This window comes from Brevundimonas sp. EU05-FHT14B07 (assembly GCF_058790795.1).
Genome location: NZ_JBYTCZ010000006.1, coordinates 76,910 through 94,846 on the forward strand (window position 1 = coordinate 76,910; position 17,937 = coordinate 94,846).

Below are 17,937 nucleotides of genomic sequence, written 5' to 3' on the forward strand. Positions count from 1 at the left end.
CTCATCGGCCCCAAACTGCGCCAAAGACCGTTTCATGACCGACGCCGCTCCTCCCGCCGAACAGCCGCAACAAGGCGACGCCCAGCAGGGCCAACCCGCCGGTCCCGGCTTCCGCATCCTGGCGCAATACGTCCGCGACTTCTCGTTCGAGAACCCGCGCGCCCCGGAATCCCTGCGCATCGACGGCAAGCCCGCGATCGACCTCGGCGTCGAAATGGCCGCCCAGGGCCGCCCCGACGGCCTGTTCGAACTGGACCTCAAGCTGTCGATCAAGGCGACGCACGAGAACCAGCCCGTCTTCCACGTCGAACTGGTCTATGGCGGCCTGTTCCAGCTGGCCAATGTCCAGGAGCAGGACATCGAGCCGCTGCTGCTGATCGAATGCCCGCGCTACCTGTTCCCGTTCGCGCGCGAGATCATCTCGGGCGCCACGGCCGACGGCGGCTTCTATCCCCCGTTCCAGCTGGACCCCATCGACTTCGCCGCCATCTACATCGCGCGCCAGCAACAGATCGCCCAGCAGCCGGTCGAAACCGGCCAGGCCTAAGCGCGCGACATGGTCGCCGCCGCGCGGCCTTCGCCTGATCCATCGAAAGCCGCGGGCGAGGACGTCATCCGCGGCATTCTTCTGCGCATCGCCGCCGCCGGCTGTTTTTCGATCATGACGGCGACGTTGAAGCTGGCGTCGCAGGATGGCGTCGCGGCGCCGGAAATGCTGTTCTACCGCGCCTTCTTCGGCCTGCCGGTGGTGCTGGCCTGGGTGCTGACCCAGCCGGGCGGCCTCTCGGCCCTGTCGACGCGCCGCCCCCTGGCTCATCTGGGACGCAGCGCCCTGGGCGTCGCGGCCATCCTGTGCCTGTTCCAGACGCTGACGCTGCTGCCTCTCGCCGACGCGACGACCCTCAGCTTCACCGCTCCGATCTTCGCCACCATCCTGTCCTTCTTCGTGCTGAAGGAGGCGGTCGGCCCGCGCCGCTGGGCCGCCGTCGCTGTCGGCTTCATCGGCGTGATCGTGGTCATGCGACCGGGCGTCGGCCATTCGGTGCTGCCGCTGGCGGGCGTGGCCTTCGCCCTGATCGGGGCGGTGCTGACGGCCGGCGTGACCATCACCCTGCGCCAGCTGCGCGACACCGAACACGTCGCCGCCATCGTCTTCTGGTTCTTCGTCGCCTGCTCGGTCGTGGGGGCGATCCTGCTGCCCTTCGTCGGCCATTGGCACGCGCTCGGCACCTTCGGCCTACTGATCGGATCAGGCATCGCCGGCGGCCTGGCGCAACTGTTCATGACCGCCTCGTTGCAAAAGGCTCCGGTCGCCGTGGTCGCGCCCTTCGACTATCTCCAGATCGTCGGCGCCATCGTCTTCGGCTGGTGGCTGATGGCCGCGACTCCCACCCTCACCACCCTGGCCGGCGCCGCCCTGATCGCCAGCAGCGGCCTTTACACCGCCTGGCGCGAACACATCCGCCGCAAGGCCAGCCTGATCCAGCCGACCGCGCCGCTGGTTTAGCCACGAGCCATTTATTCCGCGCTGTCTAGCCAGACCTGAAAAATAAACTCTCTTTGCTCGCGAGACACTGCATCCAGCATCCCCTCAACCCGTTCTCTGGCCAAACGTCGGCGTTCCGGGGCAGGTTGATCATAGGCGCCGTGATCGCCGTAAATGCTGAGATCTATTCGCGGAACCTCCAGATTTCCTGTGATCTCATAGGTTTCAATGAGATCGATCCAACCCGCCTTTGGTTCGAGCGTAATCATGAAGGCGAGCAGGGCCTCTACACCTATGCAACGATGACCCTTGCCGCTCGATGCGTCAGCGATAGCCGTTGAAAAATCTGTCATGGGGAGGAGGGTTACCGTCCCGTCGAACCAAATCCGCCCGCCCCGCGTGCGGTTTCATCCAGCGTCTCCACCTCTATCCAGTCCGCCCGCTCATGCCGGGCGATCACCAGCTGGGCGATGCGTTCGCCGCGGCGGATGACGAAGGGTTCGGCGCCGATATTGGCCAGGATCACGCCGCACTCGCCGCGATAGTCGCTGTCGATGGTGCCCGGCGCATTGGGACAGATGATGCCGTGCTTCAAAGCCAGGCCCGAGCGCGCCCGCACCTGGGCCTCATACCCCAGCGGCAGGGCGATCTTCAGCCCCGTCGGCACCAGCGCCCGCTGACCCGGCGCCAGGGTCAGCGGCTGATCCTCGGGTACGGCGGCGCGCAGGTCCATGCCCGCCGAACCGCCGGTCTCATAGGCGGGCAGGGGCAGACCTTCGGAATGTGGCATACGCAGGATCTGGATCGGGGTCTCGGTCATTCGGGAGCCTTGAAATGATCGGCGATGCGGGCGGCGACAGCCCGGGCGATGGCGGTCTTGGACTGGCGCGGCCAGGTCTCGGTCTTGTCGGTAGTGACCAGCAGCACGGCGTTGCCGTCCGAGCCGAACACGTCGTCGGACACGTCGTTGCCCAGGATCCAGTCGCAGCCCTTTCGCGACAGCTTGGCGCGCGCATTGGCTTCCAGATCCGTCGTCTCGGCGGCGAAGCCGATGACCAGGGCCGGGCGGTTCGGACCGGGCGCGGCGACGCCGGCCAGGATGTCGGGGTTCTCGATCAGGGCCAGGGTCGGCGGGCCGCCCGGTCCCTTCTTGATCTTGCCGCCGGCGATGGTGTCGATGCGCCAGTCGGCGACGGCGGCCGACAGCACGGCGATGTCGGCGGGAAGGGCGTTCTGCGTCGCCGCCTGCATCTCCAGCGCGCTCTCCACATCGATCCGCGTCACGCCGGTCGGGGCGGCTAACGCGGTCGGCCCCGACACCAGCGTCACCTCGGCCCCCAGTTCGGCCAGGGCGGCGGCGATGGCGTAGCCCTGTTTGCCGCTGGAGCGATTGGTCAGGCCCCGCACCGGATCGATCGGTTCGAACGTCGGCCCGGCCGTGACCACGGCCTTGCGGCCCCTGAGCGGCCGTCCCGCCGCGCCGGCCAGCAACCCATCGATGGCCTCCAGGATCGCGGCGGGTTCCGCCATCCGACCCGGCCCGTACTCGCCGCAGGCCATTTCGCCGTCATCCGGCCCGACGACCGCCACGCCGTGGAAGCCGGGGAAGGCCTTCAGCTTCTCCATATTGGCCTGGACCGCTGGATGCTCCCACATCCGCACATTCATCGCCGGCGCCAGCAACACCCGCTTGTCCGTCGCGATCAGGGTCGTCGAGGCCAGGTCGTCGGCCAGCCCGTTCGCCGCCTTGGCGATCAACCCCGCCGTCGCCGGCGCCACCACCACCAGATCGGCCCAGCGGGACAGCTCGATATGACCCATGCTGGTCTCGTCGTCCGGGTGGAACAGGCCCGACCGCACCGGATGACCGCTCAGCGCCGCCAGCGACAGGGGCGTCACGAACTCGGCTCCGGATTCGGTCAGTATCACCCGCGTCTGCCCGCCCGCCTTGGCGATCAGCCGCACCAGCTCCAGCGCCTTATAGGCCGCGATGCCGCCGCCCACGATCAGCAGGATCTTGCGGTTCGAAAGGAGGCGATTGTCCATGCCCACGGTCTAGCCGCCGCGCGTGACGCCGTCGAGACGAGAACATTGCAAGAACAGTAAAGTTGTGCTTTCGTCGCGTCCAGCGGGTATATGGAGGGAAGAATGAGAATGCTGACGAGGGGAGGGGCCGCGCTGGTCCTGTGCGGTCTGCTGGCGCTTGCCGGCTGCGACAACAGCTCGGCGGTCGAGACGCGGGAAAGAACCACGACTACGCCCATCGCCTCGGCCGGGCCAGTGGGTGTCTCGGTCTCCACAACGACGACCGAGGAGGTCAAACCCGTCCTGACCGCCAATCGGCGCGAAACCGTCGACGCCAAGATCGCCCGTCTCTACGACCGCAACGGCGCAGACTTCGGCGCACGCTCGGCCGAGGATTATCTGACGAAGGTCACGGCTTTCACGACAAAGCCTCCGCGCGACGCCGAGACCGTCAAACGGCCCAATGGCGACACCCTGATCTATCAGGCCTCGACCAACACCTTCGCCGTGGTGGCCCGCAACGGGTCGCCCCGCACCATGTTCAAGCCGACGACGGGCGCCGACTACTGGGCCGAGCAGAAGGCGGCGGCGCCCACCTTCGGTCAGCGGCGCCAATCGACGGGCGCGGCGGGCTGATATAGAGGGCGGGTTCCACCAAGGATCTCGCCCCCATGTCCGATACGGCCGAACCCAAGACCCCGCTGCTGAAGACCGCCCTGATCTATGATTTCGACGGCACCCTGGCGCGCGGCAATATGCAGGAGGTGTCCTTCATCCCCTCCGTCGGCATGGGCATCGGCGCCTTCTGGGAAGAGGCTGAGCGCCTGACCAAGGACGCCGACGGCGACGGCATCCTGATGTACATGCAGCTGATGCTGCACCACGCGCGTCAGAACGGCGCCCCGGTGACGCGCGAGACCCTACGTCAGCACGGCGAGGCGGTGGCCCTGTTCGAGGGTCTTAAGGATCTCAGCTGGTTCGACCGAATGAACGCCTTTGGCGCCAAATACGGGCTGGAGATCGAACACTACATCATCTCCGCTGGACTGGAGGAGATGATCGACGGCACGCCGATCCGGCCCGCCCTGACCCACGTCTTCGCCTCCCACTACGTCTATGACGACAAGGGCGAGGCGGCCTGGCCAGCGGTCGGCGTCAACTACACCACCAAGACCCAGTATCTGTTCCGCATCAACAAGGGCGTGAAGAACCACTGGGAGCACGAACGCATCAACCACTTCATCCCCGACGACGAGCGCGCCGTGCCTTTCGACCGGATGATCTTCATCGGCGACGGCGACACCGACGTGCCGACCATGAAAATGATGCACACCAAGGGCGGCTTCTCGATCGCCGTCTATGATCCGCGCTCGAACGAGCGGGATCAGAAGAAGGTCTATTCCCTGATCTCGGAGGACCGGGTGAACTTCGTCGCCGCCGCCGACTATCGTGAGGGATCGGCGCTGGACCTGATCGTCAAGGGGCTGGTGGGCCGCATCGCCATCAACGCTGGCTCGATGCCCGCCGACACGGCGGACTAACCGGGCCGGTCAGCGCCCGCCGGCCCTCAGCCAGGCGTCGCGCGCGGGCATCAGCCTCGCCGGCGCCAGGCCTCTCAGCGACTTGGCCCCGGTCTGCCTCAGCCCGGCCTCATGCCCGCGCTGCCAGACGACGGTGGCGGGATAGGCGACGCCCGCAGCCACATCGACCACCACGACCTCGCGCGGCAAGGCCCCGCCTCTGTCCAGCCGCAGCTTCATCCCCGCGTCCGACAGATCGACGATCAGACACGCCGTCTCCAGGCCGGGCGCGCAGATGACGCCGCGCGCGTTTGCGGGTCGGCGCGCGCCCATGCGGCGGTCGGGCTCGACGGCGGGCTTGGATCCAAAAAGGCTCATGGTCCGATAACGCACAGATGCGGCTCAGGCGCCAAGCCCGCCTTCAAGGCTGCGAACCCCGCGGTCCCAGCCCAGGGCGACGATCAAGTCCGCCTCCACGCCGCCCGTCATCATATGCCGGCTCAGGCGCTCATAATGCTGGATGAAGACCGCCAGGGCCGCGCGTCGCTCGGGCGATACGGCGTCCTGCCCCATCAATCCCGCCTCCTGCTCGCAGCGCCAGTCCAGCACGACATCGAACCCCGGCGCCTTCAGAAAGATCAGGGCGTCCAATCGCGCGCGCAGGCGGGCATAGGGCTGACCCAGCGCTGCATTGACCGCCCTGCGCCATTCGCCCCCGACATCCTTCTGGGCTTCTAGGGCGTTGATCGGTGCAACCAGGTCCGCCTCGGCCTGCGGCGTCGCGCCTAGGCACCATCCCTCCAGCACGATGACGCGCGGCCGACCTTTCACGACTGGCCAGTCCGCCTCGGGCGCCCGGTCGTCGGCTAACTTGTCGAAACGCGGCAGAGGCGTCAGATCGTCCGGCCCCGCCCCCTGCAACCGATCCAGCAGACGGTTTAGAAGCCCTAGGTCATGCGTCCCCGGCGGCCCGCGGGTAGCGAACAGCGGATGCAGCCGCGCCGCCCGCGCCGCCCGCTCCGCCTTCGTCAGATAGACGTCGTCCAGCGACAGGCTCGCCCCGCCGAACCGTTCGGCGACGGCTTTGGCCAGTGTGGATTTTCCCGAACCCTGCGATCCCGCGATCCCCAGGATCGGCGGCGGACCGTCCCGGCCTATCGCCTCGGTGCGCTGGTCGATCCATCGGCCGATCCTGTCGATCAGCCGCGCGTCGATCATTTCAGTGCTGGTTTTCCGGCAACCGCACGATCAGGCCGTTCAGCGCGTCCGACACCCGGATCTGGCACGACAGGCGGCTGTTCGGCTCGACCTCTTCGGCGAAGTCCAGCATCGACTCCTCCATGGCGCTGGGTTTGCCCGTCGCCTCGCGCCAGGCTTCGTCGACATAGACATGGCAGGTGGCGCAGGCGCAGGCGCCGCCGCAATCCGCATCGATCCCCGGCACATTGTTCCGGATCGCGCCTTCCATGACGCTCAGCCCCGGCTTCACGTCGACGACGTGCTCGGTTCCGTCATGCTCGATATAGGTGATGCTGGCCATGCGCCGCTCTTAAACGAGGCGGCGCCGGAGGCAAGGCCCCCGGCGCCGGATACTCAGGCCGCCTTCTTGCGGCTCGGCGCGACCATCAGCTTCTTGGTCTCGGCGATGGCCTTGGCCGGGTTCAGGCCCTTGGGGCAGACCTGGGCGCAGTTCATGATCGTGTGACAGCGATACAGTTTGAACGGGTCTTCCAGGTCGTCCAGGCGCTTCTGGGTCGCGTCGTCGCGGCTGTCGGAAATCCAGCGATAGGATTGCAGCAGCGCCGCCGGGCCCAGGTACTCTTCCTGGTTCCACCAGTAGCTGGGGCACGAGGTCGAGCAGCAGGCGCACAGGATGCACTCGTACAGGCCGTCCAGCTTCTCGCGCTCGGCCGGGGTCTGCAGACGTTCCTTCTCGGGGTCCGGCTCGTCCGATTGCAGATACGGCTGGATCGAGTCGTACTGGGCGTAGAACAGGCTCAGGTCCGTCACCAGGTCCTTGACCACCGGCTGGTGCGGCAGGGGGGAGATGGTGATGTTGTGCGACGAACACTCGTCCCAGCCCTTGGTGCAGGCCAGGGCGTTGCGCCCGTCGATGTTCATCGAGCACGAGCCGCAGATGCCCTCGCGGCACGAGCGCCGGAACGACAGGGTCGGATCGATGGTGTTCTTGATGTGGATCAGGGCGTCCAGCAGCATCGGGCCGTGGTCGCCGGTCGGCACCTCGTAGGTGTCCCAGCGCGGATCGGCGTCGGTCTCCGGATCGTAGCGATAGACCTTGTAGGTCTTCACGTCCTTGGAGCCCGGCGCGGCCTTGTGGACCTTGCCGGTCGTCGGCTTGGAGCCTCGGGGGAGAGTAAGCTGGACCATCTTAGTAAACCCGCGCCTTCGGTTCGATATACGCGATGTCGTCGGACATGGTGTAGTTGTGGACCGGACGATAATCGATCTGGACCTGCTCGCCCGGACGCTTCCACGCCAGGGTGTGCTTCATCCAGTTGACGTCGTCGCGATCGGGGTAGTCCTCGCGGGCGTGGGCGCCGCGAGATTCCGTGCGGTTCAGGCCGCCCTCGATCGTCACCATCGCCTGGGCGATCAGGTTGTCGTACTCCAGCGTCTCGACCAGGTCCGTATTCCAGATCAGGCCGCGATCGGTGGTCTTGATGTCGGCGCCGGCCGCCTCGATGGCGCGCAGCTTGTCGGTGCCCTGCTGCAGGGTTTCGCCGGTGCGGAACACCGCCGCATCGGCCTGCATCGCGCGCTGCATCGACAGACGCAGCTCGGCGGTCGGGGTCGAGCCGTCGGCGTAGCGGAATCGGTCCAGGCGGGCCAGGTGCTGGTCGGTCTGGCTCTTGGAGGCCGACGGCACGGCCGAGGTCTTGTCGACGACTTCACCGCAGCGCAGGCCGACGGCGCGGCCGAACACCACCAGGTCGGTCAGGGAGTTGGAGCCCAGGCGGTTGGCGCCGTGCACCGAAACGCACGCCGCCTCGCCCACGGCCATCAGGCCCGGCACCACGCTGTCGGGGTTGCCGTCGCGCAGCGTCAGGACTTCGCCGTGATAGTTCGTGGGGATGCCGCCCATGTTGTAGTGGACGGTCGGCAGGACCGGGATCGGCTCCTTGGTCACATCCACGCCGGCGAAAATCTTGGCCGACTCCGAGATGCCCGGCAGGCGCTGGTGCAGAATCTTCGGATCCAGGTGATCCAGGTGCAGGAAGATGTGGTCCTTGTTCGGACCCACGCCGCGCCCTTCACGGATTTCGATGGTCATGGAGCGCGAGACCATGTCGCGCGGGGCCAGGTCCTTCACGGTCGGCGCATAGCGCTCCATGAAGCGCTCGCCTTCCGAGTTGGTCAGATAACCGCCCTCGCCGCGTGCGCCCTCGGTGATCAGGCAGCCGGCGCCATAGATGCCGGTCGGGTGGAACTGCACGAACTCCATGTCCTGCAACGGCAGGCCGGCGCGCAGCACCATCGCATTGCCGTCGCCGGTGCAGGTGTGGGCCGAGGTGGCGCTGAAATAGGCACGGCCGTATCCGCCGGTCGCCAGAACCACCATCTTGGCGCGGAATTGATGAAGCTGACCGTTGTCGAGCTGCAGGGCCGTCACGCCGGTGCAGGCGCCGTCCTGCATGATCAGGTCCAGCGCGAAATATTCGACGAAGAACTTCACCTCGCGGCGCACCGACTGGCCGTACAGGGTGTGCAGGATGGCGTGGCCGGTGCGGTCGGCGGCGGCGCAGGTGCGCTGCACCGGACCTTCGCCAAAGTTGCGGGTCATGCCGCCGAATGCGCGCTGATAGATCTTGCCTTCTTCGGTGCGGCTGAAGGGCACGCCCCAGTGTTCCAGCTCATAGACGGCCTTGGGCGCGTTACGGACCAGATATTCGATGGAGTCCTGGTCGCCCAGCCAGTCCGACCCCTTGACGGTGTCGTACATGTGCCATTGCCAGCTGTCCTCGCCCATGTTGCCGAGCGAGGCGGAGATGCCGCCCTGGGCCGCGACGGTGTGCGAGCGGGTGGGGAAGACCTTGGTCACGCAGGCGACCTTCAGCCCCTGCTGGGCGGCGCCGAGCGCGGCGCGAAGGCCCGAGCCCCCGGCGCCGACGACGACGACGTCATACTCGTGATCGATCAGTTCGTAAGCGGCCATCAGGTAATCAGGCTCCGAAACCAGCGGGCAGCGGCGCCGAACCCAGCGCCAGCCGCACGATGAAGAAGACGCTGGCGGCGGCCAGCACCAGGAAGACGACGTTCAGCAGCAGGACCAGAAGGCCGCGCGTTCCGACGTTGGGCACGTAGTCTTCCAAAATGACTTTCCAAGCCAGGCTGACGTAGCCGAAGAAGATCACCGCGGTGATCGCCATCAGGACGGCGTTCAGCGGATTGGCGAACCACGCCATCGCCGCGTCATAGCCGGCGCCCGCCAGGGTGAAGCCGGTCGAGGCGACCCACAGGCCCAGCGGCAGCAGTGCCACCAGCAGGATGCGCTCGATCAGCCATTCGCCGGCGCCGTGACGCTCTGAAACCTTGACGTTGTCTTTGAACTTTGCGGCGCCGCTCACAGCGAAACCCTCCCCGTGGCGAACAGCACGACCCAGAACAGCACGGCCAACGGGATCGGCCCCCATACTGCGATGTTCGACAGGGCGGTCGCCGACTTCACCGTCAGCCCGTTGCCGGTGTCGTTATAGGTGTGACGCGCGCCGTTCAGGATGAAGGAGAACAGCACGACCGTCAGACCGAAGAAGGCCAGCAGGCCCAGCGGCGATCCGGCCAGATCGAGCGCGCTCTGGAACGCCTCGGGCCCGAACGCCAGCGCGCCCAGCCAGGCCAGGACGAACAGCACGCCGACCGTGGCGGCGATGATCGTCGCGCGGAACAGGATCGAGGCCGTCATGGTGACGTGCCAGCGCCAGACGCCCATGTGGGGCGACAGCGGCGCGATATGTCCGTTCGGTTGAGTGACGAAGCGACCCGTCCGGTCGCTTGAGGCGCCACCCGGCGTCGGGTTGGGCTGGTTCATGCGAATGGTTCTCAAAAGCGAATGAATTCAATCGCCGTGTGCGGTTGCGAAGGCTTTTGTGACCCTGTGGGGCCGGTGTCAACGCACAGACCCCCAGATCGACGGATTGTGCGCTTTACGTCGGTTCCATCACGACGGATCACGTTTGCGTTCAGCGCCCGTTCGACGGCTAGGCGACGCGCCGGACGATTTGGCAGGGTGGGCTCATGTTGCTGCTCGCCCTGATGTCCGCCGTCGCCCTGGAGCCCGCCATTCACACGACCGGTCTCCTGGACGCGACGCCGGAAACCTATCGCGCGCCGGACGTCCGCCCCTATCAGCCGCCGTCCCGTTTCGGGCGCGAAACGGCCGAGGGGGACGCCGCGACCGACCTGCATCGCCGTCCCCTGACGGCCCCGGTTGCGGTCGACGACTACGCCGGCGACTATGAGTTCAGCCCCTCCGACAGCCAGACCACCTACGACCAGGGCGTGGCCCAGGCCGCGATCGACGCCGAAACCGGAATGGGTCTGCTGGACGGGCGCTGGCGCATAGCCCAGCCGGACGGAAGACCCTTGCTGTCGCTGTCCCTGACCGACCGGGGCGAGGGCCGTCGGGTCGAAGGCGCCTGGCGACGTCTGGATGCGCCGGCCGGGGTCGACCAAATGGGCTTCGCAGGCCCGGTCTCGACCCAGGGCGAGGTCGTCATCATTCCCCTGTCGGAGGGCGAACTGCGTCTGCATGCGGCGGCGAGTGGCTGGGCCGGAGAATGGGTTCAGGACGGCCGCGCCCGTCCTGTTACGGCGACCCGTTCAGGCTGATCTCGCCACCGCCGATCCGCCACCCTATATGTAGCGAATGACCCAGCCCCGTTCCGTCCTTCGCCTGCACCCCGCCCATCGCGACGACATCGGCGACCTGACCACCCGGCGTCCGGTGCCCGGTCCCGGCGTGGACCAGATCGATCCCTTCCTGTTCCTGAACCACCACGGGCCCCAGACCTATGCGCCGGGCAACGCCGGGCTGCCGTTCGGCCCGCACCCGCACCGGGGCTTCGAGACCGTCACCTTCATCCTGGACGGCGAACTGGCCCACAACGATTCCGGCGGCGGCGAGAGCATCATCAAGGCGGGCGGCATCCAGTGGATGACCGCCGGCTCCGGCCTGATCCACGCCGAACTGTCACCGGCCGCCTTCAAGCGCGACGGCGGGCCGATGGAAATCCTGCAGCTGTGGGTCAACCTGCCGTCACGGCTGAAGATGACCAAGCCTGACTACATCGGGCTGCAGAAATCCGACATCCCGACCTTCACGACCGAGGCCGGCGTCACGGTCGAGCCGGTCTCCGGCGACTGGCTGGGTGTGAAGGCGCCGATCCAGTCCCTGATCGACATCCATCTGGCGGTCGTGCGCCTGCCCGCCGGTGCGACGTTCGAGACGCCCGTCGCCCCCGGCCGCAATGTCTTCCTCTATGGGGTCAAGGGCGAGATCGCCGTCGCCGGAACGCCGGTGCCGCAATGGAACCTCGCCGGCCTGACCGATGGCGACACGGTCCAGATCACGGCGACCACCGACGCCGTCGTCCTCCTGGGCCACGCCGATCCCATCGGCGAGCCGGTCTTCAGCCACGGCCCCTTCGTCATGAACACCCGCGAGGAGATCATCCAGGCCATCCAGGATTACCAGTCCGGCAAGTTCGGCCCGCCCCCGAGGGTGTGAAGCGGGCGCTTCCGTATCCTCCCTGCTTTGCGGGGAGGTGGCGCGGCGCTCCTTCAGCGCCGTGACGGAGGGGCTCTTCGGAGCGTCACCGATCAAGGGACGTGAGGCGGCGCAACCCCTCCACCGCTCCGCGGTCCCCCTCCCCGCAAAGCAGGGAGGAGACATCGTCTTCTCTGGGGCGCGCGCCTCTCCCCGCGCAGATGATGCGCTCCCCGCCAAAACCCTATATGACGCCGGTTCCTAGCGACCGCCCCAGCCGAAGACACGACGAATGCCCAGCCTGAACGAGATCCGCGCCACCTACCTCGACTATTTCGCGGCGGACGGCCACGCCAAGGTCCATTCGGCCCCGCTGGTGCCGCAGAACGATCCGAGCCTGCTCTTCGTCAACGCGGGCATGGTGCCGTTCAAGGACTATTTCACCGGCGCGTCCAAGCCGCCCTATCCGCGCGCCACGTCGTCGCAGAAATGCGTCCGCGCCGGGGGCAAGCACAACGACCTGGACAACGTCGGCTATACCGCCCGCCACCTGACCTTCTTCGAGATGCTGGGCAACTTCTCGTTCGGCGACTACTTCAAGGAACACGCCATCGAGAAGGCGTGGAACCTGGTCACCCAGGACTTCGACCTGGACCCCAAACGCCTCTTGGTCACCGTCTATATCGATGACGACGAGGCCGCCGCGATCTGGAAAAAGGTCACCGGCTTCTCCGACGACAAGATCATCCGTATCGCCGGCTCGGACAACTTCTGGGCCATGGGCGACTCGGGTCCGTGCGGTCCCTGCACCGAAATCTTCTGGGACCACGGCGACAAGATCGCGGGCGGCCCTCCCGGTTCGCCGGACGAGGACGGCGATCGCTACGTCGAGATCTGGAACAACGTCTTCATGCAGTATGAAAAGGAGAACGATCAGATCGTTCGCAACCTTCCCAAGCCCAGCGTGGACACCGGCATGGGTCTGGAGCGGATGACCACCGTGCTTCAGGGCGTGCATTCGGTCTTCGAAACCGACCTGTTCAAGACCCTGATCGCAGCCTCCGAAGACGCCACCTCGACCAAGGCCGAAGGCGACCAGGCCGCCAGCCACCGGGTCATCGCCGACCACCTGCGCTCGTCGTCCTTCCTGATCGCCGACGGCGTCACCCCGTCGAACGAAGGTCGGGGCTATGTGCTGCGCCGCATCATGCGCCGCGCCATGCGCCACGCCCACCTGCTGGGCGCCGCCGACCCCCTGATGCACCGTCTGGTTCCGACCCTGGTGGCCCAGATGGGCGACGCCTATCCCGAACTCGCCCGCGCCCAGCCCTTCATCGAGGACACGCTGAAGCAGGAAGAGGTCCGCTTCCGCACCACGCTCGGCCGCGGCATGGCCCTGTTCGACACGGCGGTTCAGGGCTTCCGTCCCGGCGACATGCTGGACGGCCAGACGGCCTTCACCCTGTCCGACACCTACGGCTTCCCGCTGGACCTGACCCAGGATGAGGCCCGTCGTCGCGGCTTCTCGGTCAATGTCGACGGCTTCGAGGCCGCCATGGCTGAGCAGCGCCAGCGGTCGCGCGAGAACTGGAAGGGCTCGGGCCAGACCGCCAACACCAACGAATGGCTGGCGATCCGCGACCGGATGGGGCCGACCGTCTTCACCGGCTATGACAATATCGAAGGCTCGGGCGAGGTCCTGGCCCTGATGAACGCCGGCGCGCCGGTCGAAACGGCCGAGGCCGGCGACATCGTCGAAGTATTGTTCGACACCACCCCCTTCTACGCCGAAAGCGGCGGCCAGGCCGGCGACCACGGAACCCTGGAATGGCCGGGTGGCGAGGCCGAGGTCATCGATGTGCGCAAACACGCCGGCGACCTGCATGTCCTGGTGGCCCAGGTCACGGCCGGCAAGCTGGAGATCGGAACCCGCGCCGCCCAGCTGGTGGACGCTGAAAAGCGCCGCACCAGCCGCGCCAACCACTCCGCCGCCCACCTGCTGCATACGGCGCTGAAGAATGTGCTCGGCCCCGCAGTCGCCCAGAAGGGTCAGCTGGTCGACGCCGAGCGCGCCCGTTTTGACTTCAGCCACGGCGCCCCGCTCACCGAGGCCGAACTGTCCGCCATCGAGACCGAGGTCAACGCCGTCATCCGCCAGAACGTCCCGGCGGAAACCAAGCTGATGGCCCCGCAGGAGGCCATCGAGGCCGGCGCCATCGCCCTGTTCGGCGAGAAATACGGTGACGAGGTCCGCGTCCTGACGCTGGGTCGCTCGCTGGTCAGCGACAACGCCCCCTATTCGGTCGAACTGTGCGGCGGCACCCACGTCGCCCGCACCGGCGACATAGCCCTGTTCAAGATCGTTCAGGAAACCGGCGTCGCCGCCGGCGTGCGCCGCATCGAGGCCCTGACCGGCGACGCCGCGCGTCAATATCTGCTGGCCCAGGCCGGCGTCGCCCGTTCTTTGGCCCAGGGCTTCAAGGTCCAGACCGCCGACGTCCCCGCCCGCGTCGACAGCCTGACCGCCTCGGTCAAGTCGCTGGAGAAACAGGTCGCCGAGCTGAAGAAACAGCTGGCCCTGGGCGGCGGCTCGGGCGCGTCGTCCGCGCCTGAGGAGATCAACGGCGTCAAGCTGATGGCCCGCGTGCTGGACGGCGTGGACGGCAAGGGTCTGCGCGGCGTCGCCGAGGACTTCAGGAAACAGGTCGGAATCGGCGTCGTCGCCCTGATCGGCGTCACCGAGGGCAAGGCGGCGGTCACCGTCGCCGTGACCTCCGACCTGACCGACCGCGTCAACGCCGCCGACCTGGCCCGCGCCGCCGTCATCGCCATGGGCGGCCAGGGCGCCGGCGGCAAACCCGACTTCGCCCAGGGCGGCGCCCCCGACGGCTCGAAGGCCGAAGACGGCCTGGCGGCGGTTCGTGCGGCGCTGGCGTAAAAATACGATGACCTTCTCCCGTTGGGAGAAGGTGGCCCAAAGGGCCGGATGAGGGTCGGCCGGCGGACCATGACGCACCAGCCGACCCTCACCCTTTCGCGCAAGTACGATCGCTGCGCGCTCGTGCGCTCAAGCCCTCTCCCAAAGGGAGAGGGTAATCCATCGCAATTTCGAACCTGACAGCCTTGCAACTCAGCGGCTTAGCCGGCCGCAGCGTCCGCTTCCTGAGCATGCCGCAGAGACGGCCTATACTCTGCGCTCACCACAGAGGAGGCCGCGCACCCAAGGCAAAGCGCACCAAATGCACTCGCTTTCTGATCGGCGCCCCGCCGTCCAATCAGACGAATTAGACACTTTAGACGGTGTTTTTGTCCCCGACCGTCTCAACCCATCGGGTCGGGCGTCAGATCGACCCCGGCCAGCTTCCAGGTGAAGGGCGTCCGGCGTTCCATGATCAGCACCAGCGCATCGTCCGGCCGGTCGTCGCGCGTCAGAGTGACGGCGAAGGTGTTCAGCCCGCGATAGGCCCAGGACTGGCGGATCTTGTCCTTGTCCACCGCCGGCGTGTCGTCGGCGGGCACGGGCCGTTCCGGCTCGGGCGTCTCGCCGGAGCGGACCATGGCGGCGATGCCCTGCGGCGTGACGAAGTTGTCCACCGCCCCCTCGACCAGCGACGGGGCCAGCAGCATGCCCAGCGCCGCCAGGCCAGTGTCGCCCTTGGTCCGGTTGCGGATTTCCAGCGCCGCGCGCGCGTTCAGCTCGCTCTTCAGGCTGGTGCGGAACGCCGGGAAGTCCACCTGCCGCTCCAGCCCGGCCGCATCCCCGGTCCGCGCGGCCCGCACCAGCGCCTGGGCGGCGATGAAGGGCGAAACGAACAGGGCGACGACCACGCCGATGACGACGGCGAGCAGGGCTCCGGTGATGATCTTGCGGCTCATGTCGTCTCCTTGGAACGCCAACGCGGGCTGGGCGGCGTCGGTTGCCGGGTTTATCGCGGGGTGACGGTGACGGCCGGCGCCGTCCCGTCGGGCAGGCCGATGTGAACCAGCTTCCACTCGAACGGCCCGCGCCGCTCGAAGGTGAACAGGGTGCGCGACCCGCCCTGATCCGTCACCGCCATGCGCGCCCGGTTGACGCTCCAGTAGGCGGGGCTGGGCCAGGGCTTACGGCTGTGCTCAGAGGCCGGCGCCACGCCCGCCGACGTGCGCTGGCTGGCGTATCGGCCCTCGCCCTTCAGCAGGGCGTTGAGCGCGGCCGGCGTCAGATAGGCGTCGACATCCGGCTGGCGCAGGATCGGGTTCTGCTCGATCTGACGCCGGAAGGCGCCGATGGGGTCTTCCAGGAAGGACGGCGCGGGCGCCATCGCCTCGGGCCGTCCCGCGAGCTGCGGCCGCAACGATTGGCGCACGGCGTTGAAGTCGATCAGTCGCGCCAGCCCTGCCACATCATTCGCCTCGGCCGCCGACCGAATGGCGAAGAAGGCCACTGCGGGCGCCGCGAAGAAGGACAGCACCGCCACGACCACCGCCGCCAGCACCAGGTTTCCGAACAGCCGCTTCACGAACGCATCCTCATTACCGCCGATCATGCACGCCCCGGCCGATCCCACAACGAAAAGCCCCGCCGGATCGCTCCGACGGGGCCATTCTTCTTTGTCCTACCGCGCTTCGCGCTGCTTGAGGACGTTTGGGCGTCCTGGCGGCAAGGCCCGTGCGGCGGGGCGCCTGCGGGGCTCAGCCCACGTCGGGCAGAGCGGTCTTCAGGTTCTCGGCCACCTTGTCGAGGAAGCCCTCGGTGGTCAGCCAGCCCTGCTGATCGCCGACCAGCAGCGCCAGGTCCTTGGTCATGAAGCCGGCCTCGACGGTGTCCACGACCACCTTCTCCAGGGTGTCGGCGAACTGGTCCAGGGCGGCGTTGCCGTCCAGCTTGGCGCGGTGCTTGAAGCCGCGCGTCCAGGCGAAGATCGAGGCGATCGAGTTGGTCGAGGTGGCCTCGCCCTTCTGATGCTGGCGATAGTGGCGGGTCACGGTGCCGTGGGCGGCTTCCGTCTCCAGCACCTTGCCGTCCGGCGTCATCAGGACCGAGGTCATCAGGCCCAGCGAGCCGAAGCCCTGCGCCACGACGTCGGACTGCACGTCGCCGTCGTAGTTCTTGCACGCCCAGACGAAGCCGCCCGACCACTTCATCGCGGCCGCGACCATGTCGTCGATCAGGCGGTGCTCATAGGTCAGGCCGCGCGCCTTGAACTCGGCGGCGTAGTGTTCGTCGAACACTTCCTGGAACAGGTCCTTGAAGCGGCCGTCATAGGCTTTCAGGATCGTGTTCTTGGTCGACAGATAGACCGGATAGTTGCGCTGCAGGCCATAGGCGAAGCTGGCGTGGGCGAACTCGCGGATCGAGGCGTCCTGGTTGTACATGGCCATGGCCACGCCGGCGCCCGGGGCCTTGTAGACCTCGTGCTCGATCACTTCGCCGTCCTCGCCGACGAACTTGATCGTAAGGGTGCCGGGGCCGGGCATCAGGAAGTCGGTGGCCTTGTACTGGTCGCCGAAGGCGTGACGGCCGACGACGATCGGCTGGGTCCAGCCGGGCACCAGGCGCGGCACGTTCGAGCAGATGATCGGCTCGCGGAAGACCACGCCGCCCAGGATGTTGCGGATGGTGCCGTTCGGCGACTTCCACATCTTCTTCAGGCCGAACTCCTGCACGCGGGCTTCGTCCGGGGTGATGGTGGCGCACTTCACGCCGACGCCGTGCTTCTGGATCGCGTGGGCCGCGTCGATGGTCACCTGGTCGTCGGTGGCGTCGCGGTGCTCCATGCCCAGGTCGTAGTAGTCCAGCTCGAGATCCAGGAACGGGAAGACCAGCTTGTCCTTGATCATCTGCCAGATGATGCGGGTCATTTCGTCGCCGTCGATGTCGACGATGGGGTTTTCGACCTTGATCTTGGCCATGCGTGCGGTCCGCCTGTGACTGTGGGGAAGGGAATGTCGTGGCGGCGGTATAGCGAGGCCGCGCGCCCGCGCAAACCCCGCCGCCCGTCGTCGCCGCCCGGAATAACGCAGATCGTTCCTGAACCCTTTGGCCAGCCCGGACTTCTCTTGGGCCCAGCGACAGAGACGGACGGCAGGATGACGGAAGAAGAGCGCCAGCTGGTGGATCGTTGGATCGTCACCTTCTGCGAGGCGCCGCCCGTGATCGATGCGGAACTGATGCGCAGGCTGATCGCTGAACAGGAAGCGAC

The 17,937-nt window shown here is 67.2% G+C and carries 20 protein-coding genes; 7 read left to right on the forward strand and 13 right to left on the reverse strand.

Annotation, left to right across the window (positions count from 1 at the left end; all coding sequences use genetic code 11):
- Positions 1-34 precede the first annotated feature (34 nt).
- Positions 35-547, forward strand: coding sequence for a protein-export chaperone SecB (secB, locus tag AC3WRC_RS14020; protein ID WP_017505358.1), 513 nt, complete (start codon positions 35-37; stop codon positions 545-547).
- Positions 548-556: 9 nt separating this feature from the next.
- Positions 557-1,507: a DMT family transporter gene (locus AC3WRC_RS14025; protein WP_492304246.1), complete on the forward strand. Its 951-nt coding sequence runs from the start codon at positions 557-559 to the stop codon at positions 1,505-1,507.
- Positions 1,508-1,518: 11 nt separating this feature from the next.
- Here the strand turns inward: AC3WRC_RS14025 and AC3WRC_RS14030 are convergent, their stop codons facing one another.
- From AC3WRC_RS14030 to coaBC, 3 genes are read right to left on the reverse strand one after another with little or no spacing between them, the layout of a single operon-like run.
- Entirely contained in the window at positions 1,519-1,839 is a 321-nt protein-coding gene (locus tag AC3WRC_RS14030) for a hypothetical protein (protein WP_091751976.1), read from the reverse strand.
- A gap of 11 nt (positions 1,840-1,850) precedes the next feature.
- Positions 1,851-2,306: a dUTP diphosphatase gene (gene dut / locus AC3WRC_RS14035; RefSeq protein WP_492304247.1), complete on the reverse strand. Its 456-nt coding sequence runs from the start codon at positions 2,304-2,306 to the stop codon at positions 1,851-1,853.
- The gene (coaBC, locus tag AC3WRC_RS14040) at positions 2,303-3,532 is read right to left on the reverse strand and encodes a bifunctional phosphopantothenoylcysteine decarboxylase/phosphopantothenate--cysteine ligase CoaBC (protein WP_492304248.1); all 1,230 of its coding nucleotides are present in this window, start codon (positions 3,530-3,532) and stop codon (positions 2,303-2,305) included. The genes dut and coaBC overlap by 4 nt, the downstream gene beginning before the upstream one ends.
- Positions 3,533-3,634: 102 nt before the next feature.
- On the opposite strand from coaBC, the gene AC3WRC_RS14045 reads away from it, so the two are divergent.
- Positions 3,635-4,147, forward strand: a complete 513-nt coding sequence (locus tag AC3WRC_RS14045) for an S-type pyocin family protein (RefSeq protein WP_492304249.1) — start codon at positions 3,635-3,637, stop codon at positions 4,145-4,147.
- A gap of 35 nt (positions 4,148-4,182) precedes the next feature.
- On the forward strand, positions 4,183-5,052 hold the full coding sequence (locus AC3WRC_RS14050) for an HAD family hydrolase (RefSeq protein ID WP_039246730.1): 870 nt from the start codon (positions 4,183-4,185) through the stop codon (positions 5,050-5,052).
- A gap of 9 nt (positions 5,053-5,061) precedes the next feature.
- Here AC3WRC_RS14050 and AC3WRC_RS14055 read toward each other — a convergent pair whose 3' ends face one another.
- The 7 genes from AC3WRC_RS14055 to sdhC are packed head-to-tail and all read right to left on the reverse strand — an operon-like array spanning position 5,062 to position 10,078.
- Entirely contained in the window at positions 5,062-5,409 is a 348-nt protein-coding gene (locus AC3WRC_RS14055; RefSeq protein ID WP_492304250.1) for a PilZ domain-containing protein, read from the reverse strand.
- Between the two features lie 24 nt (positions 5,410-5,433).
- Complete coding sequence (locus AC3WRC_RS14060; protein WP_492304251.1) at positions 5,434-6,249, reverse strand: kinase; 816 nt, start codon at positions 6,247-6,249, stop codon at positions 5,434-5,436.
- Position 6,250: 1 nt separating this feature from the next.
- Positions 6,251-6,571, reverse strand: a complete 321-nt coding sequence (locus AC3WRC_RS14065) for a 2Fe-2S iron-sulfur cluster-binding protein (RefSeq protein WP_039246732.1) — start codon at positions 6,569-6,571, stop codon at positions 6,251-6,253.
- 53 nt (positions 6,572-6,624) lie between these two features.
- Positions 6,625-7,419 (reverse strand): succinate dehydrogenase iron-sulfur subunit, encoded by a 795-nt coding sequence (locus AC3WRC_RS14070; RefSeq protein ID WP_492304252.1) that lies wholly within the window; start codon positions 7,417-7,419, stop codon positions 6,625-6,627.
- Between the two features lies 1 nt (position 7,420).
- Entirely contained in the window at positions 7,421-9,205 is a 1,785-nt protein-coding gene (sdhA, locus tag AC3WRC_RS14075) for a succinate dehydrogenase flavoprotein subunit (protein WP_492304253.1), read from the reverse strand.
- A gap of 7 nt (positions 9,206-9,212) precedes the next feature.
- Complete coding sequence (gene sdhD / locus AC3WRC_RS14080) at positions 9,213-9,617, reverse strand: succinate dehydrogenase, hydrophobic membrane anchor protein (protein ID WP_492304254.1); 405 nt, start codon at positions 9,615-9,617, stop codon at positions 9,213-9,215.
- Positions 9,614-10,078, reverse strand: a complete 465-nt coding sequence (gene sdhC / locus AC3WRC_RS14085) for a succinate dehydrogenase, cytochrome b556 subunit (RefSeq protein WP_492304255.1) — start codon at positions 10,076-10,078, stop codon at positions 9,614-9,616. The genes sdhD and sdhC overlap by 4 nt, the downstream gene beginning before the upstream one ends.
- Positions 10,079-10,284: 206 nt before the next feature.
- Between sdhC and AC3WRC_RS14090 the strand changes: the two genes are divergently transcribed.
- The 3 genes from AC3WRC_RS14090 (at position 10,285) to alaS (ending at position 14,693) form a co-directional block, all read left to right on the forward strand.
- The gene (locus AC3WRC_RS14090) at positions 10,285-10,878 is read left to right on the forward strand and encodes a hypothetical protein (protein WP_492304256.1); all 594 of its coding nucleotides are present in this window, start codon (positions 10,285-10,287) and stop codon (positions 10,876-10,878) included.
- 37 nt (positions 10,879-10,915) lie between these two features.
- On the forward strand, positions 10,916-11,776 hold the full coding sequence (locus tag AC3WRC_RS14095) for a pirin family protein (protein WP_153925250.1): 861 nt from the start codon (positions 10,916-10,918) through the stop codon (positions 11,774-11,776).
- A 271-nt stretch (positions 11,777-12,047) separates the two neighbouring features.
- Positions 12,048-14,693, forward strand: coding sequence for an alanine--tRNA ligase (gene alaS, locus AC3WRC_RS14100; RefSeq protein WP_492304257.1), 2,646 nt, complete (start codon positions 12,048-12,050; stop codon positions 14,691-14,693).
- A gap of 383 nt (positions 14,694-15,076) precedes the next feature.
- Here the strand turns inward: alaS and AC3WRC_RS14105 are convergent, their stop codons facing one another.
- From AC3WRC_RS14105 to AC3WRC_RS14115, 3 genes are all read right to left on the reverse strand, one after another.
- Positions 15,077-15,631 carry a DUF2939 domain-containing protein gene (locus tag AC3WRC_RS14105; RefSeq protein ID WP_165114774.1) on the reverse strand — a complete coding sequence of 185 codons (555 nt, stop codon included), beginning with the start codon at positions 15,629-15,631 and terminating at the stop codon, positions 15,077-15,079.
- A 50-nt stretch (positions 15,632-15,681) separates the two neighbouring features.
- Positions 15,682-16,254 (reverse strand): DUF2939 domain-containing protein, encoded by a 573-nt coding sequence (locus AC3WRC_RS14110; RefSeq protein WP_492304258.1) that lies wholly within the window; start codon positions 16,252-16,254, stop codon positions 15,682-15,684.
- 172 nt (positions 16,255-16,426) lie between these two features.
- Complete coding sequence (locus tag AC3WRC_RS14115) at positions 16,427-17,647, reverse strand: NADP-dependent isocitrate dehydrogenase (protein ID WP_039246750.1); 1,221 nt, start codon at positions 17,645-17,647, stop codon at positions 16,427-16,429.
- Positions 17,648-17,937: the final 290 nt, after the last annotated feature.

Excerpts from the sequence above, each read along its gene's own strand:
- AC3WRC_RS14090 (WP_492304256.1), top strand. The coding sequence starts at position 10,285 with ATGTTGCTGCTCGCCCTGATGTCCGCCGTCGCCCTGGAGCCCGCCATT.
- coaBC (WP_492304248.1), bottom strand. The coding sequence starts at position 3,532 with ATGGACAATCGCCTCCTTTCGAACCGCAAGATCCTGCTGATCGTGGGC.
- sdhC (WP_492304255.1), bottom strand. The coding sequence starts at position 10,078 with ATGAACCAGCCCAACCCGACGCCGGGTGGCGCCTCAAGCGACCGGACG.
- AC3WRC_RS14060 (WP_492304251.1), bottom strand. The coding sequence starts at position 6,249 with ATGATCGACGCGCGGCTGATCGACAGGATCGGCCGATGGATCGACCAG.
- AC3WRC_RS14030 (WP_091751976.1), bottom strand. The coding sequence starts at position 1,839 with ATGACAGATTTTTCAACGGCTATCGCTGACGCATCGAGCGGCAAGGGT.
- AC3WRC_RS14050 (WP_039246730.1), top strand. The coding sequence starts at position 4,183 with ATGTCCGATACGGCCGAACCCAAGACCCCGCTGCTGAAGACCGCCCTG.
- AC3WRC_RS14070 (WP_492304252.1), bottom strand. The coding sequence starts at position 7,419 with ATGGTCCAGCTTACTCTCCCCCGAGGCTCCAAGCCGACGACCGGCAAG.
- secB (WP_017505358.1), top strand. The coding sequence starts at position 35 with ATGACCGACGCCGCTCCTCCCGCCGAACAGCCGCAACAAGGCGACGCC.
- AC3WRC_RS14055 (WP_492304250.1), bottom strand. The coding sequence starts at position 5,409 with ATGAGCCTTTTTGGATCCAAGCCCGCCGTCGAGCCCGACCGCCGCATG.
- AC3WRC_RS14065 (WP_039246732.1), bottom strand. The coding sequence starts at position 6,571 with ATGGCCAGCATCACCTATATCGAGCATGACGGAACCGAGCACGTCGTC.
- dut (WP_492304247.1), bottom strand. The coding sequence starts at position 2,306 with ATGACCGAGACCCCGATCCAGATCCTGCGTATGCCACATTCCGAAGGT.
- sdhA (WP_492304253.1), bottom strand. The coding sequence starts at position 9,205 with ATGGCCGCTTACGAACTGATCGATCACGAGTATGACGTCGTCGTCGTC.
- AC3WRC_RS14025 (WP_492304246.1), top strand. The coding sequence starts at position 557 with ATGGTCGCCGCCGCGCGGCCTTCGCCTGATCCATCGAAAGCCGCGGGC.
- AC3WRC_RS14105 (WP_165114774.1), bottom strand. The coding sequence starts at position 15,631 with ATGAGCCGCAAGATCATCACCGGAGCCCTGCTCGCCGTCGTCATCGGC.
- alaS (WP_492304257.1), top strand. The coding sequence starts at position 12,048 with ATGCCCAGCCTGAACGAGATCCGCGCCACCTACCTCGACTATTTCGCG.
- AC3WRC_RS14095 (WP_153925250.1), top strand. The coding sequence starts at position 10,916 with ATGACCCAGCCCCGTTCCGTCCTTCGCCTGCACCCCGCCCATCGCGAC.
- AC3WRC_RS14045 (WP_492304249.1), top strand. The coding sequence starts at position 3,635 with ATGAGAATGCTGACGAGGGGAGGGGCCGCGCTGGTCCTGTGCGGTCTG.
- AC3WRC_RS14115 (WP_039246750.1), bottom strand. The coding sequence starts at position 17,647 with ATGGCCAAGATCAAGGTCGAAAACCCCATCGTCGACATCGACGGCGAC.